This window comes from Pseudoxanthomonas sp. CF385 (genome assembly GCF_900104255.1).
Classification (GTDB): Bacteria; Pseudomonadota; Gammaproteobacteria; order Xanthomonadales; family Xanthomonadaceae; genus Pseudoxanthomonas_A.
The window spans coordinates 597491-622571 of sequence record NZ_FNKZ01000001.1 but is presented as its reverse complement, the minus strand read 5'-3'; the positions used below and the strand labels follow the sequence as shown (position 1 = coordinate 622571).

25 protein-coding genes are annotated in these 25081 nt (G+C 69.2%); 12 read left to right on the top strand and 13 right to left on the bottom strand.

The features are described 5' to 3' along the window. Window positions 1–15: 15 nt before the first annotated feature. Window positions 16–873 carry a polyamine aminopropyltransferase gene (gene speE / locus BLT45_RS02720; protein ID WP_093294827.1) on the top strand — a complete coding sequence of 286 codons (858 nt, stop codon included), beginning with the start codon at window positions 16–18 and terminating at the stop codon, window positions 871–873. 97 nt (window positions 874–970) lie between these two features. Here speE and BLT45_RS02715 read toward each other — a convergent pair whose 3' ends face one another. Beyond that, on the bottom strand, window positions 971–1333 hold the full coding sequence (locus tag BLT45_RS02715) for a DUF6404 family protein (protein ID WP_093294824.1): 363 nt from the start codon (window positions 1331–1333) through the stop codon (window positions 971–973). Between the two features lie 6 nt (window positions 1334–1339). Next, window positions 1340–1678, bottom strand: coding sequence for a P-II family nitrogen regulator (locus BLT45_RS02710; protein WP_093294821.1), 339 nt, complete (start codon window positions 1676–1678; stop codon window positions 1340–1342). A gap of 188 nt (window positions 1679–1866) precedes the next feature. Between BLT45_RS02710 and BLT45_RS02705 the strand changes: the two genes are divergently transcribed. From BLT45_RS02705 to BLT45_RS02695, 3 genes are all read left to right on the top strand, one after another. After that, window positions 1867–2130, top strand: a complete 264-nt coding sequence (locus BLT45_RS02705) for a ubiquinone biosynthesis accessory factor UbiK (protein ID WP_093294818.1) — start codon at window positions 1867–1869, stop codon at window positions 2128–2130. 10 nt (window positions 2131–2140) lie between these two features. Then, the gene (locus tag BLT45_RS02700) at window positions 2141–3646 is read left to right on the top strand and encodes a YifB family Mg chelatase-like AAA ATPase (RefSeq protein ID WP_093294815.1); all 1506 of its coding nucleotides are present in this window, start codon (window positions 2141–2143) and stop codon (window positions 3644–3646) included. 106 nt (window positions 3647–3752) lie between these two features. Next, window positions 3753–5813 carry an alpha/beta hydrolase family protein gene (locus BLT45_RS02695; RefSeq protein WP_093294812.1) on the top strand — a complete coding sequence of 687 codons (2061 nt, stop codon included), beginning with the start codon at window positions 3753–3755 and terminating at the stop codon, window positions 5811–5813. 82 nt (window positions 5814–5895) lie between these two features. On the opposite strand, the gene aceA is transcribed toward BLT45_RS02695, so the two are convergent. Together aceA and aceB are read right to left on the bottom strand one after the other, a co-directional pair. After that, on the bottom strand, window positions 5896–7230 hold the full coding sequence (aceA, locus tag BLT45_RS02690) for an isocitrate lyase (protein ID WP_093294809.1): 1335 nt from the start codon (window positions 7228–7230) through the stop codon (window positions 5896–5898). 53 nt (window positions 7231–7283) lie between these two features. Continuing rightward, window positions 7284–8915 (bottom strand): malate synthase A, encoded by a 1632-nt coding sequence (aceB, locus tag BLT45_RS02685; protein WP_093294807.1) that lies wholly within the window; start codon window positions 8913–8915, stop codon window positions 7284–7286. Window positions 8916–9027: 112 nt separating this feature from the next. Here aceB and BLT45_RS02680 point away from each other — a divergent pair, with 112 nt between their 5' ends. The 3 genes from BLT45_RS02680 (at window position 9028) to BLT45_RS02670 (ending at window position 11137) form a co-directional block, all read left to right on the top strand. Beyond that, window positions 9028–9993, top strand: a complete 966-nt coding sequence (locus BLT45_RS02680; protein WP_093294805.1) for a LysR family transcriptional regulator — start codon at window positions 9028–9030, stop codon at window positions 9991–9993. Between the two features lie 12 nt (window positions 9994–10005). After that, complete coding sequence (locus BLT45_RS02675) at window positions 10006–10716, top strand: helix-turn-helix domain-containing protein (RefSeq protein ID WP_093294802.1); 711 nt, start codon at window positions 10006–10008, stop codon at window positions 10714–10716. 70 nt (window positions 10717–10786) lie between these two features. Continuing rightward, the gene (locus tag BLT45_RS02670) at window positions 10787–11137 is read left to right on the top strand and encodes a VOC family protein (RefSeq protein ID WP_093294800.1); all 351 of its coding nucleotides are present in this window, start codon (window positions 10787–10789) and stop codon (window positions 11135–11137) included. A 1-nt stretch (window position 11138) separates the two neighbouring features. Here the strand turns inward: BLT45_RS02670 and BLT45_RS02665 are convergent, their stop codons facing one another. Together BLT45_RS02665 and BLT45_RS02660 are read right to left on the bottom strand one after the other, a co-directional pair. Beyond that, window positions 11139–12128, bottom strand: a complete 990-nt coding sequence (locus BLT45_RS02665; RefSeq protein ID WP_093294798.1) for an alpha/beta hydrolase family protein — start codon at window positions 12126–12128, stop codon at window positions 11139–11141. 86 nt (window positions 12129–12214) lie between these two features. Further along, window positions 12215–12487, bottom strand: a complete 273-nt coding sequence (locus BLT45_RS02660) for a hypothetical protein (protein WP_139187893.1) — start codon at window positions 12485–12487, stop codon at window positions 12215–12217. A gap of 157 nt (window positions 12488–12644) precedes the next feature. Here BLT45_RS02660 and BLT45_RS02655 point away from each other — a divergent pair, with 157 nt between their 5' ends. Next, a complete protein-coding gene (locus BLT45_RS02655; RefSeq protein ID WP_093294794.1) occupies window positions 12645–13457 on the top strand; it encodes a CHAD domain-containing protein in 813 nt (270 codons plus the stop codon). A gap of 231 nt (window positions 13458–13688) precedes the next feature. Beyond that, complete coding sequence (locus BLT45_RS02650) at window positions 13689–16385, top strand: bifunctional diguanylate cyclase/phosphodiesterase (protein WP_254771770.1); 2697 nt, start codon at window positions 13689–13691, stop codon at window positions 16383–16385. A 6-nt stretch (window positions 16386–16391) separates the two neighbouring features. Here BLT45_RS02650 and BLT45_RS02645 read toward each other — a convergent pair whose 3' ends face one another. Continuing rightward, window positions 16392–16787: a hypothetical protein gene (locus tag BLT45_RS02645; protein WP_093294792.1), complete on the bottom strand. Its 396-nt coding sequence runs from the start codon at window positions 16785–16787 to the stop codon at window positions 16392–16394. A 202-nt stretch (window positions 16788–16989) separates the two neighbouring features. On the opposite strand from BLT45_RS02645, the gene BLT45_RS02640 reads away from it, so the two are divergent. Both BLT45_RS02640 and BLT45_RS02635 read left to right on the top strand, forming a co-directional pair. Further along, window positions 16990–18096 carry a sensor histidine kinase gene (locus BLT45_RS02640; RefSeq protein WP_093294790.1) on the top strand — a complete coding sequence of 369 codons (1107 nt, stop codon included), beginning with the start codon at window positions 16990–16992 and terminating at the stop codon, window positions 18094–18096. Next, a complete protein-coding gene (locus BLT45_RS02635; protein WP_093294789.1) occupies window positions 18093–18872 on the top strand; it encodes a LytR/AlgR family response regulator transcription factor in 780 nt (259 codons plus the stop codon). Before BLT45_RS02640 ends, BLT45_RS02635 begins: the two co-directional genes overlap by 4 nt. A gap of 7 nt (window positions 18873–18879) precedes the next feature. On the opposite strand, the gene BLT45_RS02630 is transcribed toward BLT45_RS02635, so the two are convergent. The 6 genes from BLT45_RS02630 to BLT45_RS02605 form a co-directional block, all read right to left on the bottom strand. Continuing rightward, window positions 18880–20598: a sensor domain-containing diguanylate cyclase gene (locus BLT45_RS02630; protein ID WP_093294787.1), complete on the bottom strand. Its 1719-nt coding sequence runs from the start codon at window positions 20596–20598 to the stop codon at window positions 18880–18882. 88 nt (window positions 20599–20686) lie between these two features. Then, window positions 20687–21049 (bottom strand): energy transducer TonB, encoded by a 363-nt coding sequence (locus BLT45_RS02625; RefSeq protein WP_139187891.1) that lies wholly within the window; start codon window positions 21047–21049, stop codon window positions 20687–20689. A 127-nt stretch (window positions 21050–21176) separates the two neighbouring features. Further along, window positions 21177–21572: a DUF1801 domain-containing protein gene (locus BLT45_RS02620; RefSeq protein WP_093294783.1), complete on the bottom strand. Its 396-nt coding sequence runs from the start codon at window positions 21570–21572 to the stop codon at window positions 21177–21179. A gap of 91 nt (window positions 21573–21663) precedes the next feature. Continuing rightward, the gene (locus BLT45_RS02615) at window positions 21664–21906 is read right to left on the bottom strand and encodes a hypothetical protein (protein ID WP_093294781.1); all 243 of its coding nucleotides are present in this window, start codon (window positions 21904–21906) and stop codon (window positions 21664–21666) included. Window positions 21907–22007: 101 nt separating this feature from the next. Then, entirely contained in the window at window positions 22008–22976 is a 969-nt protein-coding gene (locus tag BLT45_RS02610; RefSeq protein ID WP_093294779.1) for a polysaccharide deacetylase family protein, read from the bottom strand. Between the two features lie 69 nt (window positions 22977–23045). Continuing rightward, complete coding sequence (locus BLT45_RS02605) at window positions 23046–23912, bottom strand: arylamine N-acetyltransferase family protein (RefSeq protein WP_254771769.1); 867 nt, start codon at window positions 23910–23912, stop codon at window positions 23046–23048. 137 nt (window positions 23913–24049) lie between these two features. Here BLT45_RS02605 and BLT45_RS02600 point away from each other — a divergent pair, with 137 nt between their 5' ends. Then, window positions 24050–25075: a DUF2272 domain-containing protein gene (locus BLT45_RS02600; protein WP_093294775.1), complete on the top strand. Its 1026-nt coding sequence runs from the start codon at window positions 24050–24052 to the stop codon at window positions 25073–25075. Window positions 25076–25081: the final 6 nt, after the last annotated feature.

Here is a 25081-nt window from a genome sequence, read left to right as displayed (position 1 = left end):
ACGCAGGACAGCCCCATGACCGCCAACGACACCTGGTTCATCGAACACTTCGAGCACACCGGCTCGGCCATCGGCTTCCGTACCACCGGCAAGCTGGACGAGGTGCAGTCGCCGTTCCAGAAGATCGAGATCTACGACAGCACCGATTGGGGCAAGCTGATGGTGATCGACGGCGCGATGATGCTGACCACGCGCGACAACTTCTTCTACCACGAGATGATCAGCCATCCGGTGCTGTTCACCCACGCCGCGCCGAAGCGCGTGGTGATCATCGGCGGTGGCGACTGCGGCACGCTGCGCGAGGTGCTGAAGCACCCGGGCGTGGAGAAGGCCACGCAGTGCGACATCGACGAGCAGGTCACGCGCATGGCGGAGAAGTATTTCCCCGAACTGTGCGAATCGAACAACGATCCGCGCGCCGAGCTGCTGTTCGACGACGGCGTGGCGTACATGGCGAACTGCGAACCGGGCAGCGTGGATGTCGTGATCGTCGACTCGACCGATCCGGTGGGTCCGGCCGAAGGCCTGTTCAACAAGGCGTTCTTCGAGAGCTGCTTCCGCGCGCTGAAGCCGGACGGCCTGCTGGTGCAGCAGTCCGAATCGCCGCTCGCGCTGCTGGACCTGATCAAGGACATGCGCGCGGAGATGGGCAAGGCCGGCTTCCAGTCGTTCAAGACGCTGCCGTTCCCGCAGCCGTGCTATCCCACCGGCTGGTGGAGCGTGACGGTCGCCAGCAAGCAGGCCGGCGCGGACTTCGCGTTCCGCCAGGCGGATGCGTCGACCAAGCCCTTCGACACCCTGTATTACACCGCCCACCTGCACACGGGCGTGCTGGTGGCGCCGCCGTTCGTGGCGAAGGCGCTGGGCGAATAAGCCCATCGGTGCCTGACACGGAAAGCCCCGCGCTCGCGGGGCTTTCTTGTTTCTGCTTTCCGACGCCCGTACTCCCGCGCACGAAGGCGCGCCGCACTCAGGGCGAGATGTCCTTCCAGACCGGGATGCCCTTGTGCCGGGCCTGCGCGCGCAGCACGGCGGCCATGAGCAGGCCGAACAGTACGCCCGCCAGCAGCGAGGTGAGCACCGCGGCGGACGCCGGCATGCCGGTGCGCGTCCACATCAGCGCCCACATCACCAGGCCCCAGAACAGACCGAAGAATCCCCCCATCAGCAGGGCGACCGAGAAGAAGCCCGCCATCAGCGGCGGAGGCACCTTCAGGCCCATCTTCCAGAAAAGCCGGTACATCGGCGGCGCCGCCGTACTGCGTCGGACACCCTTGGACTCGATCAGCGCGAGCGCGCGCTGAAGCCGGCTATCGAATGCGGCATCGCTCATGGGCACTTACAACGCGTCGGCATCGAGCTCGCCGGTACGGATCCGCACGACGCGCTCCAGGTCGTAGACGAACACCTTGCCGTCGCCGATCTTGCCGGTGCCGGCGGCCTTCACGATGGCCTCGACCACCTGCTCGGCCTGATCGTCGGTGACGGCGACTTCCAACTTGACCTTGGGCAGGAAGTCGACGACGTATTCGGCGCCGCGATAGAGCTCGGTATGGCCCTTCTGCCGCCCGAAGCCCTTCACCTCCGTGACCGTGATGCCGGCGATGCCGGCTTCGGCCAGCGCTTCGCGCACATCGTCCAGCTTGAACGGCTTGATGATGGCCATGACCATTTTCATGCAGCTTCCTCCCGTCGGTGCTGCACGCAGGATAACGCGACGCGCCCCCGCGCGGTTGCGACACGGGGCCGTCTCGCGGTTCAATGTGGGTCTCGCCGCTCGGACAATTCCGACAACATCACGCTGCGAACGCCGATGGCCTCCCGCCTGCGGCCCTCGCAAGCTCGGTGCTCAGCCGGAGACCCGCCATGATCGACCTCAACCACATCGACGACCTCGCCCGCCGCCTCAGCCAACTGGTGCCGCCTGGCCTGCGTGATTCGCAGGAAGAGCTGCAGCAGACCTTCAAGTCGGCCCTGCAGGCCGGCCTGGCCAAGCTGGACCTGGTGACGCGCGAGGAATTCGACGTGCAACAGGCCGTGCTGCTGCGCACCCGCGAGAAGCTGGAAACCCTGGAACGCACCGTCGCCACGCTGGAAGCCCAGCTGGCCGACAAGCCCGCCCAGTCCTGAGCCCGCCGCCATGAGTCTGGCCCTGGTGCACAGCCGGGCACGGGCGGGCGTATCCGCGCCTCCGGTACGGGTGGAAGTGCACCTGTCCGGCGGCCTGCCGTCCACCCAGATCGTCGGCCTGCCGGAAGCCGCGGTGCGCGAGGCGCGCGACCGCGTGCGCGCCGCCATCCTCTGCGCGCAGTTCGAGTTCCCGGCGCGCCGCATCACCGTCAACCTCGCACCCGCCGACCTGCCCAAGGATGGCGGCCGGTTCGATCTGCCCATCGCGCTGGGCATCCTCGCCGCCAGCGGGCAGATCCGGCGCGAGGCCCTGGCCGAGTACGAATTCCTGGGCGAGCTCAGCCTCACCGGCGAATTGCGCGCGGTGGATGGCGTGTTGCCGGCGGCGCTGGCCGTCGCCGCCAGCGGCCGCACCCTGGTCGTGCCGGAACCGAGCGGCGCCGAAGCCGCGCTCGCCCAACAGGGCAAAGCGCTCACCGCGCGCACGCTGCTGGAGGTCTGCGCCCTGCTCGAAGGGCGCAAAGCCCTGCCTGCCGCCGTGGCGCCGCCCGCCCTGCCCCCGACGATTCCCGACATGGCCGACGTGCGCGGCCAGGTGCACGCGCGACGTGCACTCGAGGTCGCCGCGGCGGGCGGGCATCACCTGCTGTTGATCGGCTCGCCGGGCTGCGGCAAGACCTTGCTGGCTTCCCGCCTGCCGGGCCTGCTGCCCGAGGCCAGCGACACCGAAGCGATGGAGGCGGCCGCCATCGCCTCGGTCAGCGGGCGCGGGCTGGACCCGGCGCGCTGGCGACAACGCCCCTATCGCGCGCCCCACCATACGGCCAGCGCTGTAGCGCTGGTCGGCGGCGGTGCGCAGCCGCGACCCGGTGAGATTTCGCTGGCCCACCATGGCGTGCTGTTCCTCGACGAACTCCCGGAATGGAATCGCGCCGCCCTCGAGGTCCTGCGCGAGCCGCTGGAATCCGGCACGGTCACCGTCTCGCGCGCTGCGCGAACCGCGGAGTTTCCCGCACGTTTCCAACTGGTCGCGGCGATGAATCCCTGCCCGTGCGGCTGGGCGGGCGACCCGAGCGGGCGCTGCCGTTGCGGTGCGGAGCTCGTCCGCCGCTATCGCAGCCGCGTGTCGGGTCCGCTGCTGGACCGCATCGACCTGCATGTGCACGTGCCGCGGCTGCCCCCTCACGACCTGCGACCGGATGCGCCCGATGGCGAGGGCACCGCGGCGGTACAGGCGCGCGTGATCGCGGCCCGCGCGCGGCAGCTGGGCCGCTGCGGCAAACCGAACGCCCGCATGGGCCAGGCGGAGACCATGGCGCACTGTCGCCTGCAGGCCCGCGACCAGGCACTGCTGGAGCGTGCGGTCGAGCGGCTGCAGCTTTCCGCGCGCAGCCTGCACCGCATCCTGCGCGTGGCGCGCACCATCGCCGACCTGGCGGAGAGCGATGCCATCGGCACGGCGCACCTGACCGAAGCCCTGGGCTACCGGGGACTGGACCGCGGCAACGCAGCATGACCTCCGGCCACGGCGGTGGAAGGTGGGGTGTGGTCTACTCGGGTCACACATCACGCGGGCGGACGTCTCGTCCGCTGTCCCTTCCTCGCCATCCTGGAGTCCGCCCATGCGCCACCCCGCATTCCGTCTCACGCTGCTGGCCTCGACCGTCGCATTCGCCCTTGCCGCGCAGGCCGCACCGTCCGCCGCCGACCGCATCGCCGGGACCGAACTGATCGCGCGCGACGCACTGTTCGGCAATCCCGAACGCGCCAACGTGCAGATCAGCCCCGATGGCAAGTACCTCAGCTGGGTCGCCGCCGTCGATGGCGTGCTCAACGTGTGGGTCGCCCCGGCCGACAATCCGGCGCAGGCCAAGGCCGTCACCCAGGACAAGGCGCGCGGCATCCGCAGCTATTTCTGGTCGTACAACCCCGACACGCTGCTGTACCTCCGCGACAGCGGCGGCGACGAGGACTTCCACCTGTATGCGGTCGACCTGAAGACCGGACAGGCGAAGGACCTGACGCCGTTCCCGAAGACCACCGCCCAGGTCGCCGGCCTCAGCCCGAAGCATCCCGGCACGATCCTGGTCGGCATGAACGACCGCGACGCGCAGTGGCACGACCTCTACAAGGTCGACCTCGCCAGCGGTGCGCGCACGCTGCTGGAGAAGAACGACGCCAAGATCGCCGGCTACATCGCCGATGCCGACTACACCCTCAAGTACGCGCAGCGTTCGCGTCCCGACGGCGGCGCCGACGTGCTGAAGCGCGGCGCCAACGGCGCATGGGAGAAGTTCGACGACATCCCGTTCGAAGACGTCCTGACCACCAGCCCCGGTGGCCTGACCCTGGACGGCAAGACGCTGTACTTCACCGATTCGCGCGGCCGCAACACCGCGGCACTGTTCGCCGTGGACGTGGCCAGCGGCAAGCGCTCGCTGGTGCTGGAGGACGCGCGCGCCGACGTCGGCGGCAGCCTGGCGGATCCGGCGACCGGCAAGGTGCAGGCCGTGTCGGTGGACTACCTGCGCGATGAATGGAAGGTCGTCGATCCGTCGATCCGTGCCGACCTCGAGAAGCTGGAAGCGATCGGCCCGGGCGATGTGTCCGTCAACACGCGCACGCTCGACGACAAGACCTGGATCGTCGCGTACTCCGCGGCGGAAGCACCCCTGGTCTATTACCGCTACGAGCGCCCGGCCGGCACGCTGACCAAGCTGTTCTCCGCGCGGCCGAAGCTGGAAGGCAAGCCGCTGGTCCCGCAGTGGCCGGTGGAGATCGCCTCGCGCGACAAGAAAACGCTGGTCAGCTACCTCACGCTGCCGCGCAGCGCCGACGCGAACAACGACGGCAAGGCCGACGCGCCCGTGCCGCTGGTGTTGCTGGTCCACGGCGGCCCCTGGGCGCGCGATTCCTACGGTTACGGCGGCTATAACCAATGGCTGGCCAACCGCGGCTACGCGGTGCTGTCGGTCAACTTCCGTGGCTCCACCGGCTTCGGCAAGGACTTCACCAACGCCGGCAACGGCGAGTGGGCCGGCAAGATGCACGACGACCTGATCGATGCCGTGCAATGGGCGGTCAAGCAGGGCGTCACCACCCAGGACCAGGTCGCGATCATGGGCGGCAGCTACGGCGGCTACGCTACGCTGGCCGGCCTGACCTTCACGCCGGACGCGTTCGCCTGCGGCGTCGACATCGTCGGCCCGTCCAACCTCAACACCCTGCTGAGCACCGTGCCGCCGTACTGGGCGAGCTTCTTCGAACAGCTGGCCAAGCGCATGGGCGATCCGCGCACCGACGCCGGCAAGGCGTGGCTGGCCGAGCGCTCGCCGCTGACCCGCGCCGACCAGATCAAGAAGCCCCTGCTGATCGGCCAGGGCGCGAACGACCCGCGCGTGAAGCAGGACGAGAGCGACCAGATCGTCAAGGCGATGACGGCGAAGAACATCCCGGTGACCTACGTGCTGTTCCCCGACGAAGGCCACGGCTTCGCCCGCCCGGAGAACAACAAGGCGTTCAACGCGGTGACCGAAGGCTTCCTCGCCCAGTGCCTGGGCGGTCGCGCCGAGCCGATCGGCAAGGACTTCGCCGGTTCGAGCATCAGTGTGCCCGCGGGAGCGAACGGCGTGCCGGGCCTGGCCGATGCACTCAAGGGCCACACGCAGGAAGTGAAGAAGTAGGCGCGCTTCCTTCCCGCAACGCTGGAAAGAGAAACGCCGGCGAAAGCCGGCGTTTCTTTTGCTGCATCCCTGCGGGCAGCGATCAGGCGGCCTTTTCCTTTTCGTAGAACTGCTCTTCCTCGGTCGACCCCTTCAGCGCGGTGACGCTGGAGCTGCCGCCCTGGATGACGGTGGTGACGTCGTCGAAGTAACCGGCGCCCACTTCCTGCTGGTGGGACACGAAGGTGTAGCCCTTCTCGCGCGCGGCGAATTCGGCTTCCTGCACCTGCTCGACGTAATGCTTCATGCCCTCGCCACGCGCGTAGTCGTGGGCGAACTTGAAGGTGTTGAACCAGTTGATGTGGATGCCGGCCAGGGTGATGAACTGGTACTTGTAGCCCAGTGCCGACAGCTCGTCCTGGAAGCGGGCGATCTGCGCGTCATCCAGGTTCTTCTTCCAGTTGAAGCTGGGCGAGCAGTTGTACGACAGCAGCTTGCCCGGGTGCTTGGCGTGCACGGCCTGGGCGAACTCGCGGGCGAAGCCGATGTCGGGCGTACCCGTCTCGCACCAGACCAGGTCGGCGTACGGCGCGTAGGCGACACCGCGACTGATCGCCTGCTCCAGGCCGTTCTTCACCCGGTAGAAGCCTTCCGCGGTGCGCTGGCCGGTGACGAAGGGCTGATCGTTGGCGTCGAAATCCGACGTCAGCAGGTTGGCGGCTTCGGCATCGGTGCGCGCCAGCACGATCGTCGGAACGCCCAGCACGTCGGCGGCCAGGCGCGCGGCCTGCAGCTTCTGCACGGCTTCCTGCGTGGGCACCAGCACCTTGCCGCCCATGTGGCCGCACTTCTTCACCGCGGCCAGCTGGTCCTCGAAGTGCACGCCCGCGGCACCGGCGACGATCATGTTCTTCATCAGCTCGTAGGCGTTCAGCACGCCGCCGAAGCCGGCCTCACCGTCGGCGACGATCGGCAGGAAGAAGTCGATGGCATCGGCCTCGTTCGCCTTGCCGTCGCAGATGTTCTTCCACTGGATCTCGTCGGCACGCTGGAAGGTGTTGTTGATGCGACGGACCATCGTCGGCACCGAGTCGTAGGCGTACAGCGACTGGTCCGGGTACATCGTCTCGGACGTGTTGCCGTCGGCGGCGACCTGCCAGCCGGACAAGTAGACGGCTTCCAGGCCGGCTTTGGCCTGCTGCATCGCCTGGCCGGCGCTGATCGCGCCGAACGCGTTGACGTAACCCTTCTTCGCTTCGCCGTTGACGAGCTTCCACAGCTTTTCGGCACCGCGGCGGGCCAGGGTGTACTCCGGCTGCAGGCTGCCGCGCAGGCGGACGACGTCGGCGGCGGCGTAGTCGCGCTTCACGCCGGTCCAGCGCGGGTTGCTGTCCCAGTCTTTCTGGATGGCGTCGATCTGCTGTTGCTTGGTGCTCATGGCGGGCTCTCTTTCGTCGTGGGGCGTCGTGGTGGGGGTGATCAATCGATGTGTCAGTCGATGCGGTCGTACGCGGGCAGGGTCAGGAAATCGACCAGCTCGTCGGCGTGACTCAGCTGGTCGAGCAGGGCGATGGCTTCGGCGATGCGCGCGCCGCCCGGCAGGCGCGTGGTGTCGCCCAGCTTGGCCGGCAGCGCCGCCAGCGTGCGCTGCAGCAGCGCGTAGTCGATTTGGGTGCCGTCGCACAGGTGCACGTCGGCGGTGTGCAACCACTGCCAGATCTGCGTGCGCGAGATCTCGGCGGTGGCGGCGTCTTCCATCAGCCAGTGGATCGGCACGCAGCCGTTGCCGTCCAGCCAGGCGGCCAGGTAGCGCACGCAGACTTCCACGTTGCCTTCGAAACCGGCGCGGGTGATCGTGCCGGTCGACGGACGGATCAGGTCGTCACGCGTCACCACCACATCCTCGCGCTGCACGCTGCGCTGGTTGGGCTGCGGCATGTGCTCGTCGAAGATCGTCTTCGCCACCGGGATCAGCGCCGGATGCGCGACCCACGTGCCGTCGTGGCCGGCGGTCACTTCGCGCAGCTTGTCGGCGCGCACGCGGGCCAGGGCCTGTTCGTTGGCGGCCTCGTCGTTGCTGATCGGGATCTGCGCCGCCATGCCGCCCATCGCATGCGCGCCGCGGCGGTGGCAGGTCTGGATCAGCAGTTCCGAGTAGGCCTTCAGGAACGGCTGCGTCATCGTCACCTGGCCGCGCTCCGGCAGCACCTTGTCGGCGTGGCGGCGGAAGGTCTTCAGGTAGGAAAAGATGTAGTCCCAGCGGCCGCAGTTCAGGCCGACGATGCGGTCGCGCAACGCATGCAGGATTTCGTGCATCTCGAACACCGCCGGCAGCGTCTCGATCAGCACGGTGACCTTCATCTGGCAATGGGGCAGGCCCAGCGCCGCTTCGATGTGCGACAGCGCAGCCTCCCACAACGCGGCTTCTTCCATGCTCTGCAGCTTGGGCAGGTAGAAGTACGGGCCGCGGTCGCGGGCCTGCAGTGCGCGGGCGTTGTGCCAGGCGAACACGGCCACGTCGAACAGGCCGCCGGCGATCGGCGCGCCGTCGATCAGCACGTGCTTCTCGTCCAGGTGCCAGCCGCGCGGGCGGACCAGCAACACGGCCTGCTCGTCCTGCGGCTTCAGCGCGTAGTGCTTGCCCGCGTCTGACGTGAATTCCAGGTCCCCCTGCACGGCGCCGATCAGCGCGCGCTGGCCGGTCAGCAGGTTCTGCCAGGTCGGCGAGGTGGAATCCTCGAAGTCGGCCATGAACACCTTCGCGCCCGAGTTCAGCGCGTTGATGACCATCTTCGGGTCGACCGGGCCGGTGATCTCCACGCGACGGTCCTGCAGGGCGGCCGGCACCGGCGCGACCGCCCAGTCCCTCTCCCGGATCGGGCGGGTGTCGGCGCGGAAGTCGGGCAGGCCGCCGGCATCGAAGAAGGCCTGGCGCTCGCGGCGCGCCTTCAGGCGGGCTTGGCGCTCCGGTTCGATCGCACGGTGCAGCGAGACGAGCAGCGCCAGCACGCCCGGGGTCAGCAAGGCGTCCTGGCCCGCCACATCGGCGGTCAGGGCTATGCCGGGGGTGGGACGGTCGGCGCGCGCATCGCGCGTCGGCAGGGCGAAAGCGGTGGCGGACATGGAGATCTCCTGGCGTCTTGCTGGAACCGCACAGTGCTCCCCCATCGAATTATTTGACAAAACAGTTTTGCCAATGTGTTAAATAAGTAGGACTTATACTTGCCTGAATGTCGTGACCGCGCAGACGCCAACCCCGCGATTTCCTTACAAATCCGACCGGCTGAAGCCCCTGCGGGCGTTCTGCCAGACAGTGCGCCTGGGTTCGGTTTCACGTGCGGCGGAGGCGCTTTTCGTCAGCCAGCCGGCGATCACCCTGCAGTTGCAGGCGCTGGAACGGGAGCTGGGGGTGACCCTGTTCGAGCGCAGTGGCCGCCGGCTGACGCCCAGCCGCGAGGGTCAGCTGCTGTACGAACTGGCGCAGCCGCTGGTGACAGGGCTGGACGGGCTGGACGCGACGTTCCGCGAGAAAGTCGGCGGGCTCGAGGCCGGGGAGCTGAACGTGGCGGCCAACAGCTCCACCATCCTGTACCTGCTGCCGAAGATCGTGGAGCACTTCCGCCAGCAGCATCCCGACGTGCGGCTCACCCTGCACAACGCCGCGACCGCCGACGGTACCGACCTGCTGCGTTCGGACGCCGTGGATCTGGCCGTGGGCTCGGTGCTCGACGTGCCGGCCGACCTCAGCTACGCGCCGGTCTACCGTTTCGATCCGATGCTGATCACGCCCCCGGACCATCCGCTGGCGAAGAAGCGCGACCTGCGCCTGGAAGACCTCTCGCCCTACGGCCTGATCCTGCCGCCGAAACGGCTGATCACCTACCGGTTGGTGGACCTGGTGTTCCAGCAGGCCCGCGTGCCCTACACGGTCGCGCTGGAGGTGGGCGGCTGGGAGGTGATCAAGCAGTACGTCAGCATGGGCATGGGCGTCTCGATCATCGCCTCGATCTGCCTGACCGACGCCGATCGCGGCCGCCTTTCCGCGCGCTCGCTGAGCCAGTGGTTCCCGTCGCGCAGCTACGGCGTGGTGGTGCGCAAGGGCAAGTTCCTGTCGCCGCAGGCGCGCGCCTTCATCGAACTGATCCAGCCCCACTTGTTCGAGCGCCGCGACTACGATGAGAGCGGACATTCCGAACGCTAGTCCGATCCCCCGATGAGCGGCCGCTACCGACAACACGACCTCGCGCCGGGCCAGTCGCTGCTGTGCCGGTGGGAGTACGTGCAGGGCACGCGGGCGACGCCCGCCCTGGTGCTGCCGGATGCCTGCGTCGATCTGCTCTGGGATGGCGCACGGCTGAGCATCGCGGGGCCGGATACGCGCGCGCAGTACGCCGACATCGCGCCCAGCGCCCGCGTGCAGGGGCTGAGGTTCGCGCCGGGCGCAGCCGCACGATGGCTGGGGGTTCCGTTGCACGCCCTGGCCGACCAGCGCGTGGACCTGCGCGATCTCGCCAAGGCGGGTTTTGCGACGCTGGCCGAGCGGATGGCGGAACACGATGGCGATGCCATGGCCTGGCTCGCGGGCAGGATCCTCGCCGACGGGCCGCCGCGTGTCGACGCGATGCGTGTCGTGCATGCGCGGCTGTCGCACGCGTTCCCCGATTCGGTCGCGCAACTGGCCCGCGACCTCGGCATCACCGAGCGCACCCTGCTGCGCCGTTGCGACGAAACGTTCGGCTACGGGCCGAAACGGCTCTCGCGCATCCTGAGGCTGCAGCGCTTCCTGGACCTGCAACGCATGCGTCCCTCGCTGCTGGACGCCGCGCTTGAGGCGGGCTACTACGACGCCGCCCAGCTTGCCGGCGATGCGCGGCGCCTGACCGGCCTGACACCGACGGCGCTGGTGGCGCAGGTCGCGGGCTGACTGTCCGATTTCGCCAAGACACGGCGGGCGGCGTCCGCCAGACTGGCGGCCACTTCCAGGGACATCCGCCATGAGCACCGCCGAACAGCACCACCGCATCGACTACATCGAGTTCAACGTCGCCTCCATCGCCGCCTCGAAGGCGTTCTACGGCGAGGCGTTCGGCTGGACGTTCCAGGATTACGGCCCGGATTACTGCGAGTTCCGCGACGGGCGCCTGACCGGCGGCTTCGCGCACGACACCGCGCGGCCCGGCGGTGCGCTGGTCGTGCTGTATTCGACGGCGCTGGAAGAGAGCCTGGCGAACGTGGAAGCCGCGGGCGGGCGCATCACCAAGCCGATCTTCGCCTTCCCCGGCGGCCGCCGCTTCCAGTTCGCCGATCCCGACGGCTACGAACTGGCCGTGTGGTCGGCGACCTGATTCACCGCGCTTCGTAGCGCGTCAGCAGCGCGCGGTGGCCGGCCTGCCACTGCGCGAGTTCGGCCGGCGAACGGCCGTACACGCTGTCGATGAAGGCGAGCGAGAGCGACTCGGTCGCCTGCTTGACCTGTTCGCTGACGTCGCGCGAATCGAAGTAGCGATGGTCGGTGAACACGTTGTGGGTGCCATGCCGATAGACCGCCAGCACCTTGCCCGGGCCGCCGATGGCGTCGAACACCTTCAGCCGATCGTCCACGCCCGAGTTGAACCCGGGGATGCGGATGATGTCGTCGGCGGTGGTCACGTGCAGCGTGGGGATGCGGATGCCGGACAGGATCGGCCGGAAGTCCTCGTCGCCGTAGAACGGCGGCGCGGAGATCACGATCGCCGCACTGATGCGCGGGTCGCGCAGCCGGATCGTATGGCCGTGGCGCACGACCTGGGCGCCGGCCGACATCAGCGTGGTGTTGGCGCCGTAGGAGTGCCCCGCAGCGACGATGCGCGCGCGATCGATGCGCGCGCCCCATTCGCCCGCCAGCAGGCGATCGAGCGCGAAACGCTGGTCGCGCACGCGGGCGATCGCTTCGGCATCGCCGGCTGCGCGCTGGAAGCGGGCCACCAGCGAGAACGGATTGCCTTCCCACAGCGTGCGGTCGCTGCCGACGTGCTGCACGTGCAGGCTGGCGATGCCGTGCCGCGCCCAGTAGTGGCCCAGGTAGGTATACCCGTCGCGCGCGCTGCCGATGCCATGCGAGAAGACGACCAGCGGCACGGGGCCCGCGCCTTCCGGCAGGAACAGCTTCACCGGCACGGCACGCCCCCGCGCCGGATCCACCCAGTCCAGGTCCTGCACGCGATAGCCCGCCTGCGCCTCGACGACGGCATCGCCGCGCAGGTGCACGTGCGACCAGGCCACCAGCATCGGCGCCAGCAGCAGCAGGGACAGCAGGACCGCCACGCGCGGGCGGCGGAGGACAGCGGCAACGTTCATCGGCAACACATCCGGGACAGGGACGCCCCACGCGCCCTGGGACGCATGCGGGGATTCGATTCGGCTTCGCCGCGCGGACGCGGCACCTATTTCTTCTTCGGGCGCCCCGCCTTGACGGGGGCCAGCGCATCCAGCGCCTTGGCCAGTGCCTGGGGCGACAGCGCCGACAGCGCATGCAACCCCGCACGCAGCAGTTCGCTCTTCTTCGCCGGCCGCTGCGCCTGCAACGCACGCGCCTTCATCACGCCGACCAGCGCGAAATCGTCGGCCGGCATGGTGAAGCTGTCGCGGACGAGCTTGCCGGGCTTGCCGGCTTCCTCTATCGGCACGGCGCTGCGCGACTTGTGCTGCTTGACCATGGCACCATCCATAAATCGTATAAATCATTTATACCTTTAATGCGGGCGCGCGCCAAGCATCCGTTTTCCGACAAGCGGCATTCCGTTCAGCGATGTCGCGGCGGCAGACACGGCGGGACGCCGTAGACTCTCGATTCCCCCTCCCCGGAGCGTGCCGATGCCCGGAGCCTCCTCCTCCCGTACCGGCAAGCGCGTCGCCGCGCTCGCCGCCGACGAGATCCAGGTGTTGGCCGAAGCATTGGCGGCCGCACCGGCGGCTCCGGCCGGCGTGCATGAGGCCCGCAAGAGCCTCCGCCGGCTGCGTTCGCTGCTTGCGCTGGTCCGCGCCGCGTTCGGCAAGGCCGACGTGCAGGCCATCGACGACGCGCTGAAGACCTTGGCGAAGGGCCTGTCGGCGCTGCGCGACGGACAGGTCGTGCTGGACACCGCGCACCACTGCGCACGCCACGCGGGCGATGCGGACGAGGCGGCCAGCTGGGACACGCTCACCCCCCTGCTGGTCCACGCGCAGGAGCATCGCGTGGCCGAAGCCCTGGCCGACGATCCGGGCTTCATGCGGCGGCAGGCACAGGCCCACCGCCAGGCCGAACTGCTGCGCGCACTCCCGTGGCATCGGCTCCACGCCGATGATCTCCGCCAAGGCCTGGACCGTTCGCTGCGCCGCCAGCAACGCGCCCAGGACGTCGCGCTCGCCAGCAGCGATCTAGACGATCTCCACGACCTGCGCCGCAAGTCGCGACGCCTGCGCATGCAGCTGAACGCACTGAAGCGGCTGCGCGTATCTCCGCACGGCGCCGCGGTGGCATCACGCGACATCGCCGCGCTGGTCGACCAGCTCGGGGCCCTGCAGGACCTCGCCCTCCTCCAGCAGGCCCTGGCTGCGATCGAGCCGGTGCCGCACGCGCCTACCTGGCCGGTCGCCGCACGCAGGCGCATGGCGCGCCCCTCTCCGATTCATCCGCTCGCGTAACCGCATTTACGTAAACGCGATAACGCCTCCGCCATGATCAAGATGGCGCAGGCAGGGCCGATAGTGACCCATACGGTCCATCCGACTTCCGTCCGGTGAAGGACCGGCTTCCGGGCTGCCCCCGGGAGTCCGCGCTTTCGATGTCCCGACGGATTGGCACGATGCCTGCATCCCTTCTCCGGATCGGCATCGCCCTGGATGGCCGCCCCTTTCAACGCAGGAATGCCGCTGGTGGAAGCCACCCACACGCCCCCCGGGCCCGCCACTGCGGCGGCGCCGGGGACGCCCGACCGCCGTCTCGGCATGCCGCCGATGGCATGGGCGGCGGCCGTGTTGCTGGCCGGCCTGCTGTGCACGGCGTTCGTGGCGCACCGCGAATGGAAGGATCTTCAGCAGCGGGCCGAAGAGCAGCGCCGCGCGTCGGCCGACGCCAGCGCCACCCGCCTGCGCGTGCCCCTGGAGCAGGCCGCCTCGATGCTGCGGGCGATGCAGACGGTCTTCCTGTCCAACGACCAGATGGACCAGGTGCGCTTCAGCCAGTACCACACCAGCCTGCGCAGCCCGCTGCAGCCGGCGGCGTACACCTCGGTCGCCTTCGCCCGCCGCGAACCCGCCGGGCAACCGCTGGCCGACCAGGTCTCTTACCGTTACGCCTACGTCGCGCCGTTCGAAGCCAACACGGCATTGATCGGCTTCGACATGGTCACCCAGAAAGCGAACCTGAGCGCCCTGCTGCAGGCCCGCGATACCGACACCGTGGTGATCTCCGCGCCGTTCGCACTGCGCCAGACCACGCCGGCCGGACACAATCCGCTCGGCGTCACCCTGCGCCTGCCGGTGTACTCGCACGGCCCGACCCCGACCACGCCCAACCAGCGCCGCGCGCGCGAGCTGGGCGCGCTGGCCATCGGCATCCGCCTGGAGCCGATGGTGGAAAGCGCCCTGGCCGGCCCGGTGCTGGACGGCTTCAGGGTGCGCGTCAGCGACGCCACGGCGGATGCGCATCCCTTCTACGACTCCGGCACCGAAGTGCAGGCGGGGTTGCCCACGCAGGTGCGCCGCCTGGATTTCGGTGGACGCCAGTGGCGGGTGGAACTGCTGCCGCGTCCGCAGCCGCTGGACCTGGGACGGCTGCAGGCGATCCTCGTCGGCGGCGGCGTCATCAGCCTGCTGCTGTCGGCGCTGGTGTGGTCGCTGACCACCACCCGCCGCCGTGCCGTCGCCCTCGGCGCGCAGATGAGCGCGCGCTACCGCGAAAGCGAACTGCGTTTCCGCACACTCAACGAACTGCTGCCCGCGCTGGTCCTGCTGGCCGACGCGCGCGATGGCCGGATCGTCTATGCCAACCAGGCCGCGCGCCTGCGCCTGGGCGACCCCACCGGGCTGCCGTTGTCGGCCCTGTTCTCCGACCCGCAGCTGCAGCACCGCGCGCGCGACGCCGACGCGATCGGCAACGACTGGGGCAACCTGGAAGCGGTGTTGCTGAGCCCCGGCGGCGACGCCTTCTGGGCCAGCGCATCCATTTCGCAGGTGGACATGGACGGGCAGGCGCACCTGCTGATGGTCGCCACCGACATCTCCGAGCAGCGCGAGCTCACCGAACGCCTGAGCTACCAGGCCACCCACGATGCCCTGACCGAACTGTGCAACCGCCGCGAGTTCGAACGACGCGTGGAAGAAGCACTGCACGAACGCAAGGGCCGCGCACAGACCGACCCTTGCGCGCTGCTCTACATCGATCTGGACCAGTTCAAGCTGATCAACGACGTCTCCGGTCACATGGCCGGCGACCAGCTGCTCGCGCAGCTCGCCCTGGCGATGCGCCACCAGCTGCGCGGCGGCGATGTCCTCGCGCGCCTGGGCGGCGACGAATTCGGCCTGATGGCATTCCACGTGGACGCCGAGGGCGCGCAGGCGCTGGCCGAACGCCTGCGCGAATGCATCGAGGCGCTGATGTTCGTCTGGCAGGACCGCACCTACACCGTCAGCGCCAGCATCGGCGTGGTGGTGGTGGACCAGCAGGAGCCCACCCTGAAAGACCTCCTCGCGTGGGCGGATACCGCCTGCTACCTGGCCAAGGAGAACGGCCGCAACCGCGTGCACGTCTACCGCCAGGACAACGAGACCACCCTCCGCCAGGGCGAAATGGAATGGGCGAGCCGGTTGCGCTGGGCGGTGGAACAGGACCGCCTGCTGCTGGACTATCAGGAAATCGTCCCCCTCGACGGCAGCGATACCGCGCCGAGCATCGAGCTGTTGCTGCGCCTGCGCGACGAGGACGGCGGCGTGGTGCTGCCGGGCGCCTTCCTCTCCGCCGCCGAGCGCTACGGCCTGATGCCCGCCATCGACCGCTGGGTGATCCGAAACGCGCTGGCGAACTTCGGCCGACTGCATCATTCCGGCACCCGGCTGGGGACGTGCGCGATCAACCTGTCCGGCGCGAGCATCGAGGATGAAGGCTTGGCGGACTTCATCCTCGCCCGCATCACCGAATACGCCGTGCCGGCGCACACGCTGTGCTTCGAGATCACCGAGACCGTGGCGGTGCGCAACCTGCTGAAGGTGGTCAACGTCATCGAACGGCTTCGCCGCGCCGGCTGCCGCATCGCGCTCGACGATTTCGGCGCCGGCATGTCGTCCTTCGGCTACCTGAAGAACCTGCCGGTGGACCTGATCAAGATCGACGGCAGCTTCATCCGCGACCTCGAGACCGAACCGATGAGCCGCACCATCGTCAGCGCCATCGCCCAGATCGGCCATCAGCGCGGGCTGAAGGTGGTGGCCGAATGGGTCAGCAGCCCGCGGCTGTGCGACGCGTTGCGCTCGCTGGGCGTGGACTACGGCCAGGGCTTCGCCCTGCACCGTCCCGAGCGGGTGCTGTTCCAGCGCGACGAGCACCCGCCGCGCCGGCTCAGCGTGGTGCGCTGAGCGCGCTCAATCTTCGCGCGCGACGCGCTGCTGCTTCTGCAGTTCTTCCGCGGTCATGCGCCTCGCATGCGCCGGCTGGATGGTGAGCCCGCGATGCGCGCACACGTCCACCGCCGGGTACATCACCTGCTGGCCGTTGCGGAACTCCAGCCGCAGGTCCTGCACGCAGCCCTGCACCGGCAGGCGCACGGTCGCGGCATTGCCGCCGCCATGCAGGTCTTCACCGAGCACCACGGGCACCGGCTCGCCGCCGACGGGCGCGGCCGACATCGCGACCAACCGCTCGTGGGCACGATTGACGATGTCGAGGTAGTGGACGCGCGAGCCGTCGCCGGCCTGCGCGATGGCGGCGATGGACAGCAGGGCGGTGGCGAAGGCGAAGCGGATCGACAGGGGGCGCATGGCGAATCTCCGTTGGGAAGGGGATCCGCCGGGAGCCACGCAGGCGGGGCGGACGGCCGCATCACGCGCCGCCCGCGCCGCGCCGGCAACGGATTCGGGACGAATCGTCGTTGCGCCATGACGAATCGTAGCCATGCACGCGCGGCGCTTCCCACGCGCGGAACCCCGGCCTAGGATGCCTCCACCTTCCCGGACACCGCGCATGAAGATCCGACTGGGCACCACCGAGATCGGCCTGTTCCGCTACTTGGGTCTGTGGACGGCGGTCGCGCTGTTGTTCACCCTGCAGGCCAAGCTCAACAACGGCCTGCAACGTCCCAGTTGGCCGCTGTGGGATCTGATCCGCTGGTCCTTGATCCAGTGGTACACCTGGGCGGCGCTGGCGCCCGTCGTGTTCCGGCTGGCCGAGCGATATCCGCTGCGCAACCCGTTCCGCCTCCGCGGGCTCGGCAAGCAGTTGGTGGCCAGCCTGTGCACGACCTTCGTCGCGATGGTGATCGGCGCGCTGGTCTCCACGTTGTTCGAACCCAGCGGCTTCGGTGAACAGCTCGGCTACTTCCTGGAACAGCATTTCGCCATCGGCCTGCTGACCTACTGGATGCTGTTCGCCATCCAGCAGGCCATCCAGTTCCATGCCGAGAAGGCCCGACGCGAACTGGAAGCCAGCCAGCTGGCGACCGAACTCGCGCAGTCGCGCCTGCAGGTGCTGAAGACGCAGCTTCAACCGCACTTCCTGTTCAACACGCTGCACGCCATCGTCACCCTGCTGGACGAGGACACGCTGTCGGCCGAAGACATGCTGCTGAAGCTGAGCGAGCTGTTGCGCGCGTTTCTCGAGGACTACGACGGGCAGGAAATCACCCTGCGGCGCGAACTGGAGCTGCTCGAACTCTATCTCGGCATCCAGCGCCGCCGCTTCAAGGATCGCCTGGAGACGCGCATTTATGTTGCGCCGGACACGCTCGACGCCGCGGTGCCCAGCCTGGTGCTGCAACCGCTGGTCGAGAACGCGATCCGTCACGGCATCGGCCGCAATGTCGGCGAGGACCGTGTCGAGATCGACTGCCGCCGGGACGGCGAGCAGCTGCTGATCGAGGTGCGCAACGGCAACAGTGCGCTGGGCCAGCCCAGCGACGGCGGGCACGGCATCGGCATGGCGAACACGCGGTTGCGGTTGCGCGAGCTGTACGGCGACCACGCCGACCTGCGCCTGGACGCGATGGTGCCGCGCGGCGTCGCCTGCCGCCTGCGCGTGCCGTTCCGCGAGCTCGCGCAGGACGACGACGCCCCGGAACACGTGCCGGCATGAGCCTGCGCGTGCTGGTGGTCGACGACGAGCCGATCGCGCGGCACGCGGTCGTGCGCCAGTTGCGCGACGTGGACGATCTGGAGATCGTCGGCGAATGCGGCGACGGCGTGTCGGCGGTCGAAGCGATCCGCGCGCTGTCGCCGGACCTGGTGTTCCTCGACATCCAGATGCCGGCGATCACCGGCCTGGATGTCGTCGCCACGATCGGGGCGGCGCGCATGCCGGCCACGATCTTCGTCACCGCGTACGAGCAGTACGCCGTGCGCGCTTTCGAAACGCATGCGGTGGACTACCTGGTCAAACCTTTCAGCCGCGAGCGCTTCCAGGAGACGCTGCGGCGCGCGCGCCAGCGTCTGGCGATCCGCGAAGGGGCCGACGCCGATGCCACCGCGCGCATCCTGCAGACCCTGGAAACGCTGCGCCAGCGCGACGACTACGCTTCCCGCATCCCGGTGCGCGAGGACGAGAAGGTCGTGCTGGTGGACGTCGACGACATCGTCTGGGTGCGTGCCAACGGCAACACGGTGCAGCTGCACCTGGCCGGGCGCGTGCATGAGCTGCGCGAGACGATGTCCGCGCTGGCCGCGCGCCTGGACCCGCGCCACTTCGCCCGCGTACATCGCTCGGCCATCGTCAACGTGCGCCGGATCCGCGACATCCAGCCGTGGTTCAACGGCCACCACGTCATCACCCTGGACACCGGCCAGCAGCTGCGCATGAGCCGCTACCAGCACGAGGCCTTCCTGAAGCTCGTAGGCCCGCGGCCGGCGACCTGACGCAGGGCTACGACTCTTCGGTTTCCACCCGGTTACGGCCGGCGTGCTTGGCGCGGTACAGCGCTTCGTCCGCGATCAGGAAGGCCTGGGCGTAGTCCTCGCCCGGCGCGGTGCGCACCCAGCCGATGCTGACGGTCACCACGCCCCACGGCGAATCCTGGTGCGGGATGCCCAGCGCATGCACGGCGGCGCGCACGCGCTCGGCGACGCGTGCTGATATCGCGGCGTCGGTATCCGGCAACACGACCAGGAATTCCTCGCCGCCCATCCGCGCCACCGCGTCCTGCGGCGCGCGCAGCAGGCCGCCCACCACGCCGGCCACGCGCCGCAGCGCGCTGTCGCCGGCCGCATGGCCGTAGCGGTCGTTGTAAGCCTTGAAGTGGTCCACGTCGATGGCGATGACGGTCATGTCGACGGTGAGCTGGCCGGCTTCGTCGCTGACCAGCGACAGCTTGTGCTGCAGGCCACGGCGGTTGAGGCAGCCGGTGAGCGGATCTGTACGGTTGAGCCGGTCCAGTTCGGCATTGGCCTGGCGCAGTTCGGCGGTGCGGCGGTCGATCTCCTGCTCGCGCCGTTCCAGTGTGCGCTGCAGCGACAGCGCCAGCGCGCTCTGGTCGCCCAGCGAACGCTGCAGGTCCTCGTGCGCATCCTCGAGCTGGTCGGCCAGTTCACCGACCGCGCGACCCACCGGTTCGAACTCTTCGGGCAGCGGCGCCGCCGCGCTCGGACGACGATGCACGGCCAGCGCCTGCAAGGCGTCGGACAGCTGCGCCAGTGCGCCATCCAGCCGCCGCATCTGCCATGCGTACGCGAACCACACGCCAGCGAGGATCAGCACCAGCAGCCCCGCGGTGGCCAGCGCGCGATTGCGCACCGTGCTCACCAGCATGTCGTCGGGCACCACCAGCACGAGGGTCCAGCCCGAGGTCAGCTTGGACTGCGACACCCAGGCCGCGCGCCCGTCGGCCATCACGCCCTGCAGCCTGCGCGATTCGGTCTCGCGCGCGCCCTGCCCGGCGCCGGCCATCAGCGGCGTGTCCGCCAACGGCTGCTGGAAGCGGTACTGCAGGCCTTCGGTCGCACGGATCACGCGCAACTCGCGATCGAGCAGCAGCATCTCCACGCCACGGCGGCGCATCGCGGCGACCCGCGGCCCGGTGAAGGCATCGACGCGGATCGAACCCTGGACCACGCCCGCGAACGCGCCCTCCACCTGCCACGGCGCCGAGACCGCCACCAGCGGATCGTTGCTGAGCCGGCGACCGCGGAAGGCGTCGGATACGTACGGGGCACCGGTCTCGCGCGGCACCCGGAAATATTCGCGGTCGGCCACGTTGATGGCCGGCGCGCGCGGCGGCACCGGCTGCGACGCCTGCACGGTGCCCAGGGCATCGGTCACCAGCACGCTGCTGAAACCCGGATAGCGGCGGCGCAGTTCGGCCAGTTGCGCCGGCCAGTCGGTGTCCTTGCCGCTCATCGAGGCCACCAGGGCGACACCCGCCTGGTGCATGTCGACGAAATCGTTGACCGCCGTGGCGCTGAGCATCGTGCTCACCTCCAGGCGTTCGCCGAGGTGGCGCTGCTCGGCCCGGTAGGAGCGCACCTGTTCGACGATGCCCAGGACCGCGGCCGGCAATAGCGCCGCCAGCACCACCGCACGTGCGAACTGCCGTCTCAGCGAGGGGGGACGCGGGGCGTGGCCGGCGGACGGGGGGGAGTCGGGCATGCGGGTGCGACGGCGGGACGGTCCGGATACTGCGGCGCACTATCCACTATTTCGGCGTCGAATTCTGCGCCCGGCTGCCCGGCTGGACCTACCGGCTGGCGCGACGCACCTTGCTGATCGTGCGGACCTCGGTGCACTGCGCCTGCACGCCCGGCGCGAAGCGGGTGCGCTCGAGCATGCGCAGGGCATAGTCGTCGAAGCCCCGCCGCGGCCGCGCCTCGACGATACGCGGATCGACCGCGCTTCCCGACCCGTCCAGACGGTAGTCGATGACCACGTAGGCGTTGTACTCCCCGGAGACCTTGGGCATGTCGGCTGCCGTCGGCCGGGCGGCTTCGACGACATGCTCCTGGCAGGTCTGCCGCGCCAGCACCTCCGGCGGGATTTCGGCGGGTCCCGCCATCGCGACCGTGGGCACGACCACGAGGGCACTCCACAACGCGTATCGCATCCGACGTCCTTTCCCCTGGGCAGGACCGCCTTGTAGCACGCACGCCTGCCCAGCGGCAGCAGGGCAAGCAACGCGGCGGCGAGGGTTCGTTCTTCCCGTCGGTCGATCGCGCAGGGACGCCGCGGACTCAGGCGTGCGTCAGCCACTGCCGCAGCACGGCCTGCAGCGCTTCCGCACGCGCCTCCACCTCCGCGGGGTTTGCGAAGGAAAGCGTCGCGCGGTCAGCGCCCAGCCACGTCTGCAGCCCCTGCGGATCGGCGATCGCATCCTTGGCCAGCGCGCGCTTGCCCGCGCCCAGATGCAGCACCAGCAGCACGCTGTCCGTCTTCCGCAGCTGCATCGTGGCGAAATGTTTGTCATCCAGGTGGAAGCTGGGTGCGTTCCACTTGATGTCCTCGCCGATCCGCGCGTCGGTGGCGCGGATGACGGTGCGCAGACGCCGGATCGCGGCGTCTTGCGGATGCTTCAACGCGGCGAGGAAGGCGTCGACATCGGCGGGTGCGGCGGACTTCTTCGCGGGCATCGGGGCTCCGGGGCTCGAGGACGCGCGGATCGGCGTCCGGGCGACGGTACAACGGGCCGCGGCGGATGCCCAGCGCAGCGCGGCGGGCGGATCAGGCGATACCCGCGTCGTCCGACGGGCCGATCATCCGCAATGCCTGCTGCTTGCCCGCGGCGAGCGCGTCATGGCAGGTGAAATGGTGCGGTTCGCGATCGTGCCAGAGCGGGCTCCAGGCCCCGCCCTGAGCTTCGCGCACGCGCACCGCCAGCGACCACGGCTGCTGCGCGTCGGGCCGTTCGATCACGACTTCCACCAGGTGACCCCGGCACGTCGAGAGGTCCACTTTCTTCTGCATGCACGCCCTCCGGCTCGATCACGTCGCGCCCATGCCTGGCATGCGATCCGGTCCACCCTGGTCCCTACCGACCAACGCGGAAACCGCGCGTCGCGGGCCAGCTACTCCGCATCCACGCCCGCCAGTTGCAACACCCAGCCCGGTACCACGGGCTCGCCGGCGTAGAAATCCTTCGGCTTCTTTTCCGCCATCGCCCAGCGGTGCAGCCAGCTGGGGCCGTAGCGACCGTTGTAGCCGTCCTCGCCGCGCGCGTAGGCGGGGTCGCGCATCGCCTCGTCCAGGGTGACCACGCGATAGCCGCGGCGCTGCACGCCGGCGATCAGGTCGGCGTAGGCGACGGCGTTCAGTTCGTTCGCATGCAGCAGCCAGACCTGCGGCAGCGCATACCCCAGCAGCGCCTGCGACTGCTGTTCGTAGTAATCGACCTTGTTGAGCATGTAGGGGATGTAGCCGCGGCGCAGGCGCTCGAGCGTGGCCGCGCGCGCGGGCGTGTCGGGCTGGCCGTCGAGCACGTTCGCATAGGCGAACGCCCAGACCCACTCGCCGTTGTCGACGGTGACCGGCGCGATGCGGTACCCGTGTTCTCCCAGGAAGGCCGACAGCGCGGCACGGTCGTCCGGCGTGCGGCCCGCGCGCAGGTAGGGATGGCGGAACCAGCGCGGCGCCTGCCCGCGTTCGGCCAGCAGCGGCCGCAGCGTGCGCTCGCCATCGAGGATGTCCTGCTGGAACGCCGGCAAGCCGACCGCATGCAGGTCGAGATGGCCGCGCGTGTGGTTGCCCAGCTCGAAGCCCGCATCGCGCCAGTCGCGCAGCATCGACACGCGCGCGGGCTGCACCTGCCCGTCGATCTCCAGCTTGCCTTCATTGACGAAGCCCACCACCGGCACGCCGGCCTGCTTCAACTGCGCCATCAGCTGGGCATGGCGCACCGGGAGTTCCGCCGACGCCGTCTTGTCCATGCGCTGCCACGGTAGGTCGTCGATGGTGATGGCGATGCGGCGGTCGGGCTCGGCCGCGTGGGCCGTCAGGGCGAGCAGCGAAAGCAACACGGCAAGCAGGAGCGGGCGCATGCACGGTCCACGAACGGAAGGAAGCGGCGAGCTTACCCGTGGTCGCGTTCCTGCGACCACCGGCCGGCATCATCCCGCGTGCGCATGCCGTTGCAGCCAGCGCTCGATCGCGGCGCGCAGTCCGGGGTGTTCGGGCACACGGAGGCCGAAACCATCCCGCAGTTCGACGATCACCTCATCGGCATCCGCCAGCGCGCGCCGCTCGCTCGGGGAGCCGAGGCGATGCAGCGCCACGCCGCCGTGACCCAGCGTCCGGCGCCAGCCGGGACCGGTACGGGCGACACGCAGTTCGTCGAGGAAGGGCGAATCGGGATGCGTACTGACGTACCAGTTGCCGACGACGTAGTCGATCTCCGCCTGCGGTTGCAGGTCGAACACGTAAAGCGCGCGCCATTCCGCCGCGACCTGCGCATGCAGCGTGTACTCGTCGGCACGCCGCGCGATGCGATACGGTTCGTGCGGCGTGGGCTGGGCATCGTCGCGGTCGAGCCGCAGTGGCGCCGTCGGGACCATGCCACCGAAACCGACATCCACCGTGTAGCGCACGCCTTCCACCGTCGCCAGCACCAGCAGGTGCGTGCGTGCCGTGACCGCGCCTTCCGCTTCGCCCATCACCACGCGTGCGGTGATGCCGCGTGCGTCGAAGCCCAGCGCCTGCAGCAGTGCCAGGAACGCACGGTTGAGCTCGTAGCAGTAACCACCCCGTCCTTCGTGCAGCAATTTGCGTTCGATGGACGGCAGATCCACCGCGACCGGCTCACGCAACAGCGTGGACAGCGTCTCGAAGGGGAATGCGGCGGTGTGCCACTGCTGCAGGTCGCGCAAGGTGGCGAGCGTGGGCGGCGGCGGCCGGTCATGGCCCAGTCGCTGCAGATAGAGGGCGGTATCGGTGAGGTGGGCAGGCATGGCGGCGATGTTCGCTGGATGGACCGCCACCTTGCGTCCTCAACCGCGATTGAGGTCAAGTCGGGCCGCGCAGACCTTTTGCATACCTTCAGGCCGCGTGATGAAGATCTGTCCTGCCCATGCGGCATGATGCGTAAGAAGGACTACCGACCCCGAAGGATTTGCTGATGCGTGCATGGTTGTTGCTGCCCCTGTTGCTGCTGTCGTCCTTCGCCGCGCGTGCGGCCGATGTCTGTCCGCAGTTGTCGCAACAGGCGCCGTCGGACGTCGCCACCCGCATCGCCGCGGTCGCCTGCCGCGAACACCTGATGTGGTACCGCCCCTTCATCGACCGCGACGGCCGGCTGGCGAATGCGCCGATGAATGAAGCCGAGTCGTCGCTGCTGTCGATCGGCGATGACCGCGCCTGGCAGCGCGTCGCGCGCTACTGGCGCGACAGCGGCCTGCTCGCCGCGATCGGCCACCGTCGCGGTGCGACCGACTGCCTGTACGCCTCGGCGACCGGCCCGCAGGCCGAAGCCTGCCGCGGCTTCGTGGTGGATACGCCGTGGTCGGCCGCCTTCATCTCGTGGGTGATGCGCGAAGCCAGGGTGCCGGGCTTCCGCGGTTCCAGCCGCCACTTCAGCTACGTGCAGGCGGCATATCAGAACCCGTCGACCAATGCCTTCGACGTCATCGACGTGGCGAGGGCCAAGCCGGTGGTCGGCGACCTGATCTGCTACGTGCGCCAGGCCGGCCGCCTGTTCGGCCACGAAGGCCTGGTGCCCTTGCTGCGCAGCGGCAGCTCGCTCGACATGCATTGCGACATCGTGGTGGCGGTGAACCCGAACAACGACAGCACCGCCTACGCCATCGGCGGCAACGTGCAGCAGAGCGTGACGATGCGGATGCTGCCGTTGAACCGCAACGGCGAGTTCTGGGGCGGGCTGCCGCTGCGGATCGGCGACGGCACGCTGTGCGCGCCCGACAACGAAGCTGCCTGCAACATGAACCGCCAGGACTGGGCGGCGATCCTGCGCCTCAAATCGCCGGCGGAACTTGCGAAACTCCCGGGCGCCCTGCCGCCGGTACAGGACGCGCCCGATGCGTCGCCGGAAAGGCAGGAGTGCTGCGTGAACTGCGTGGTCGGTTCGGGCGTGCCGCGATGCCCCAGCGAGGCATCCGGTGGCGCCGCACCTGCCACGAATCCCTGAGCCGCG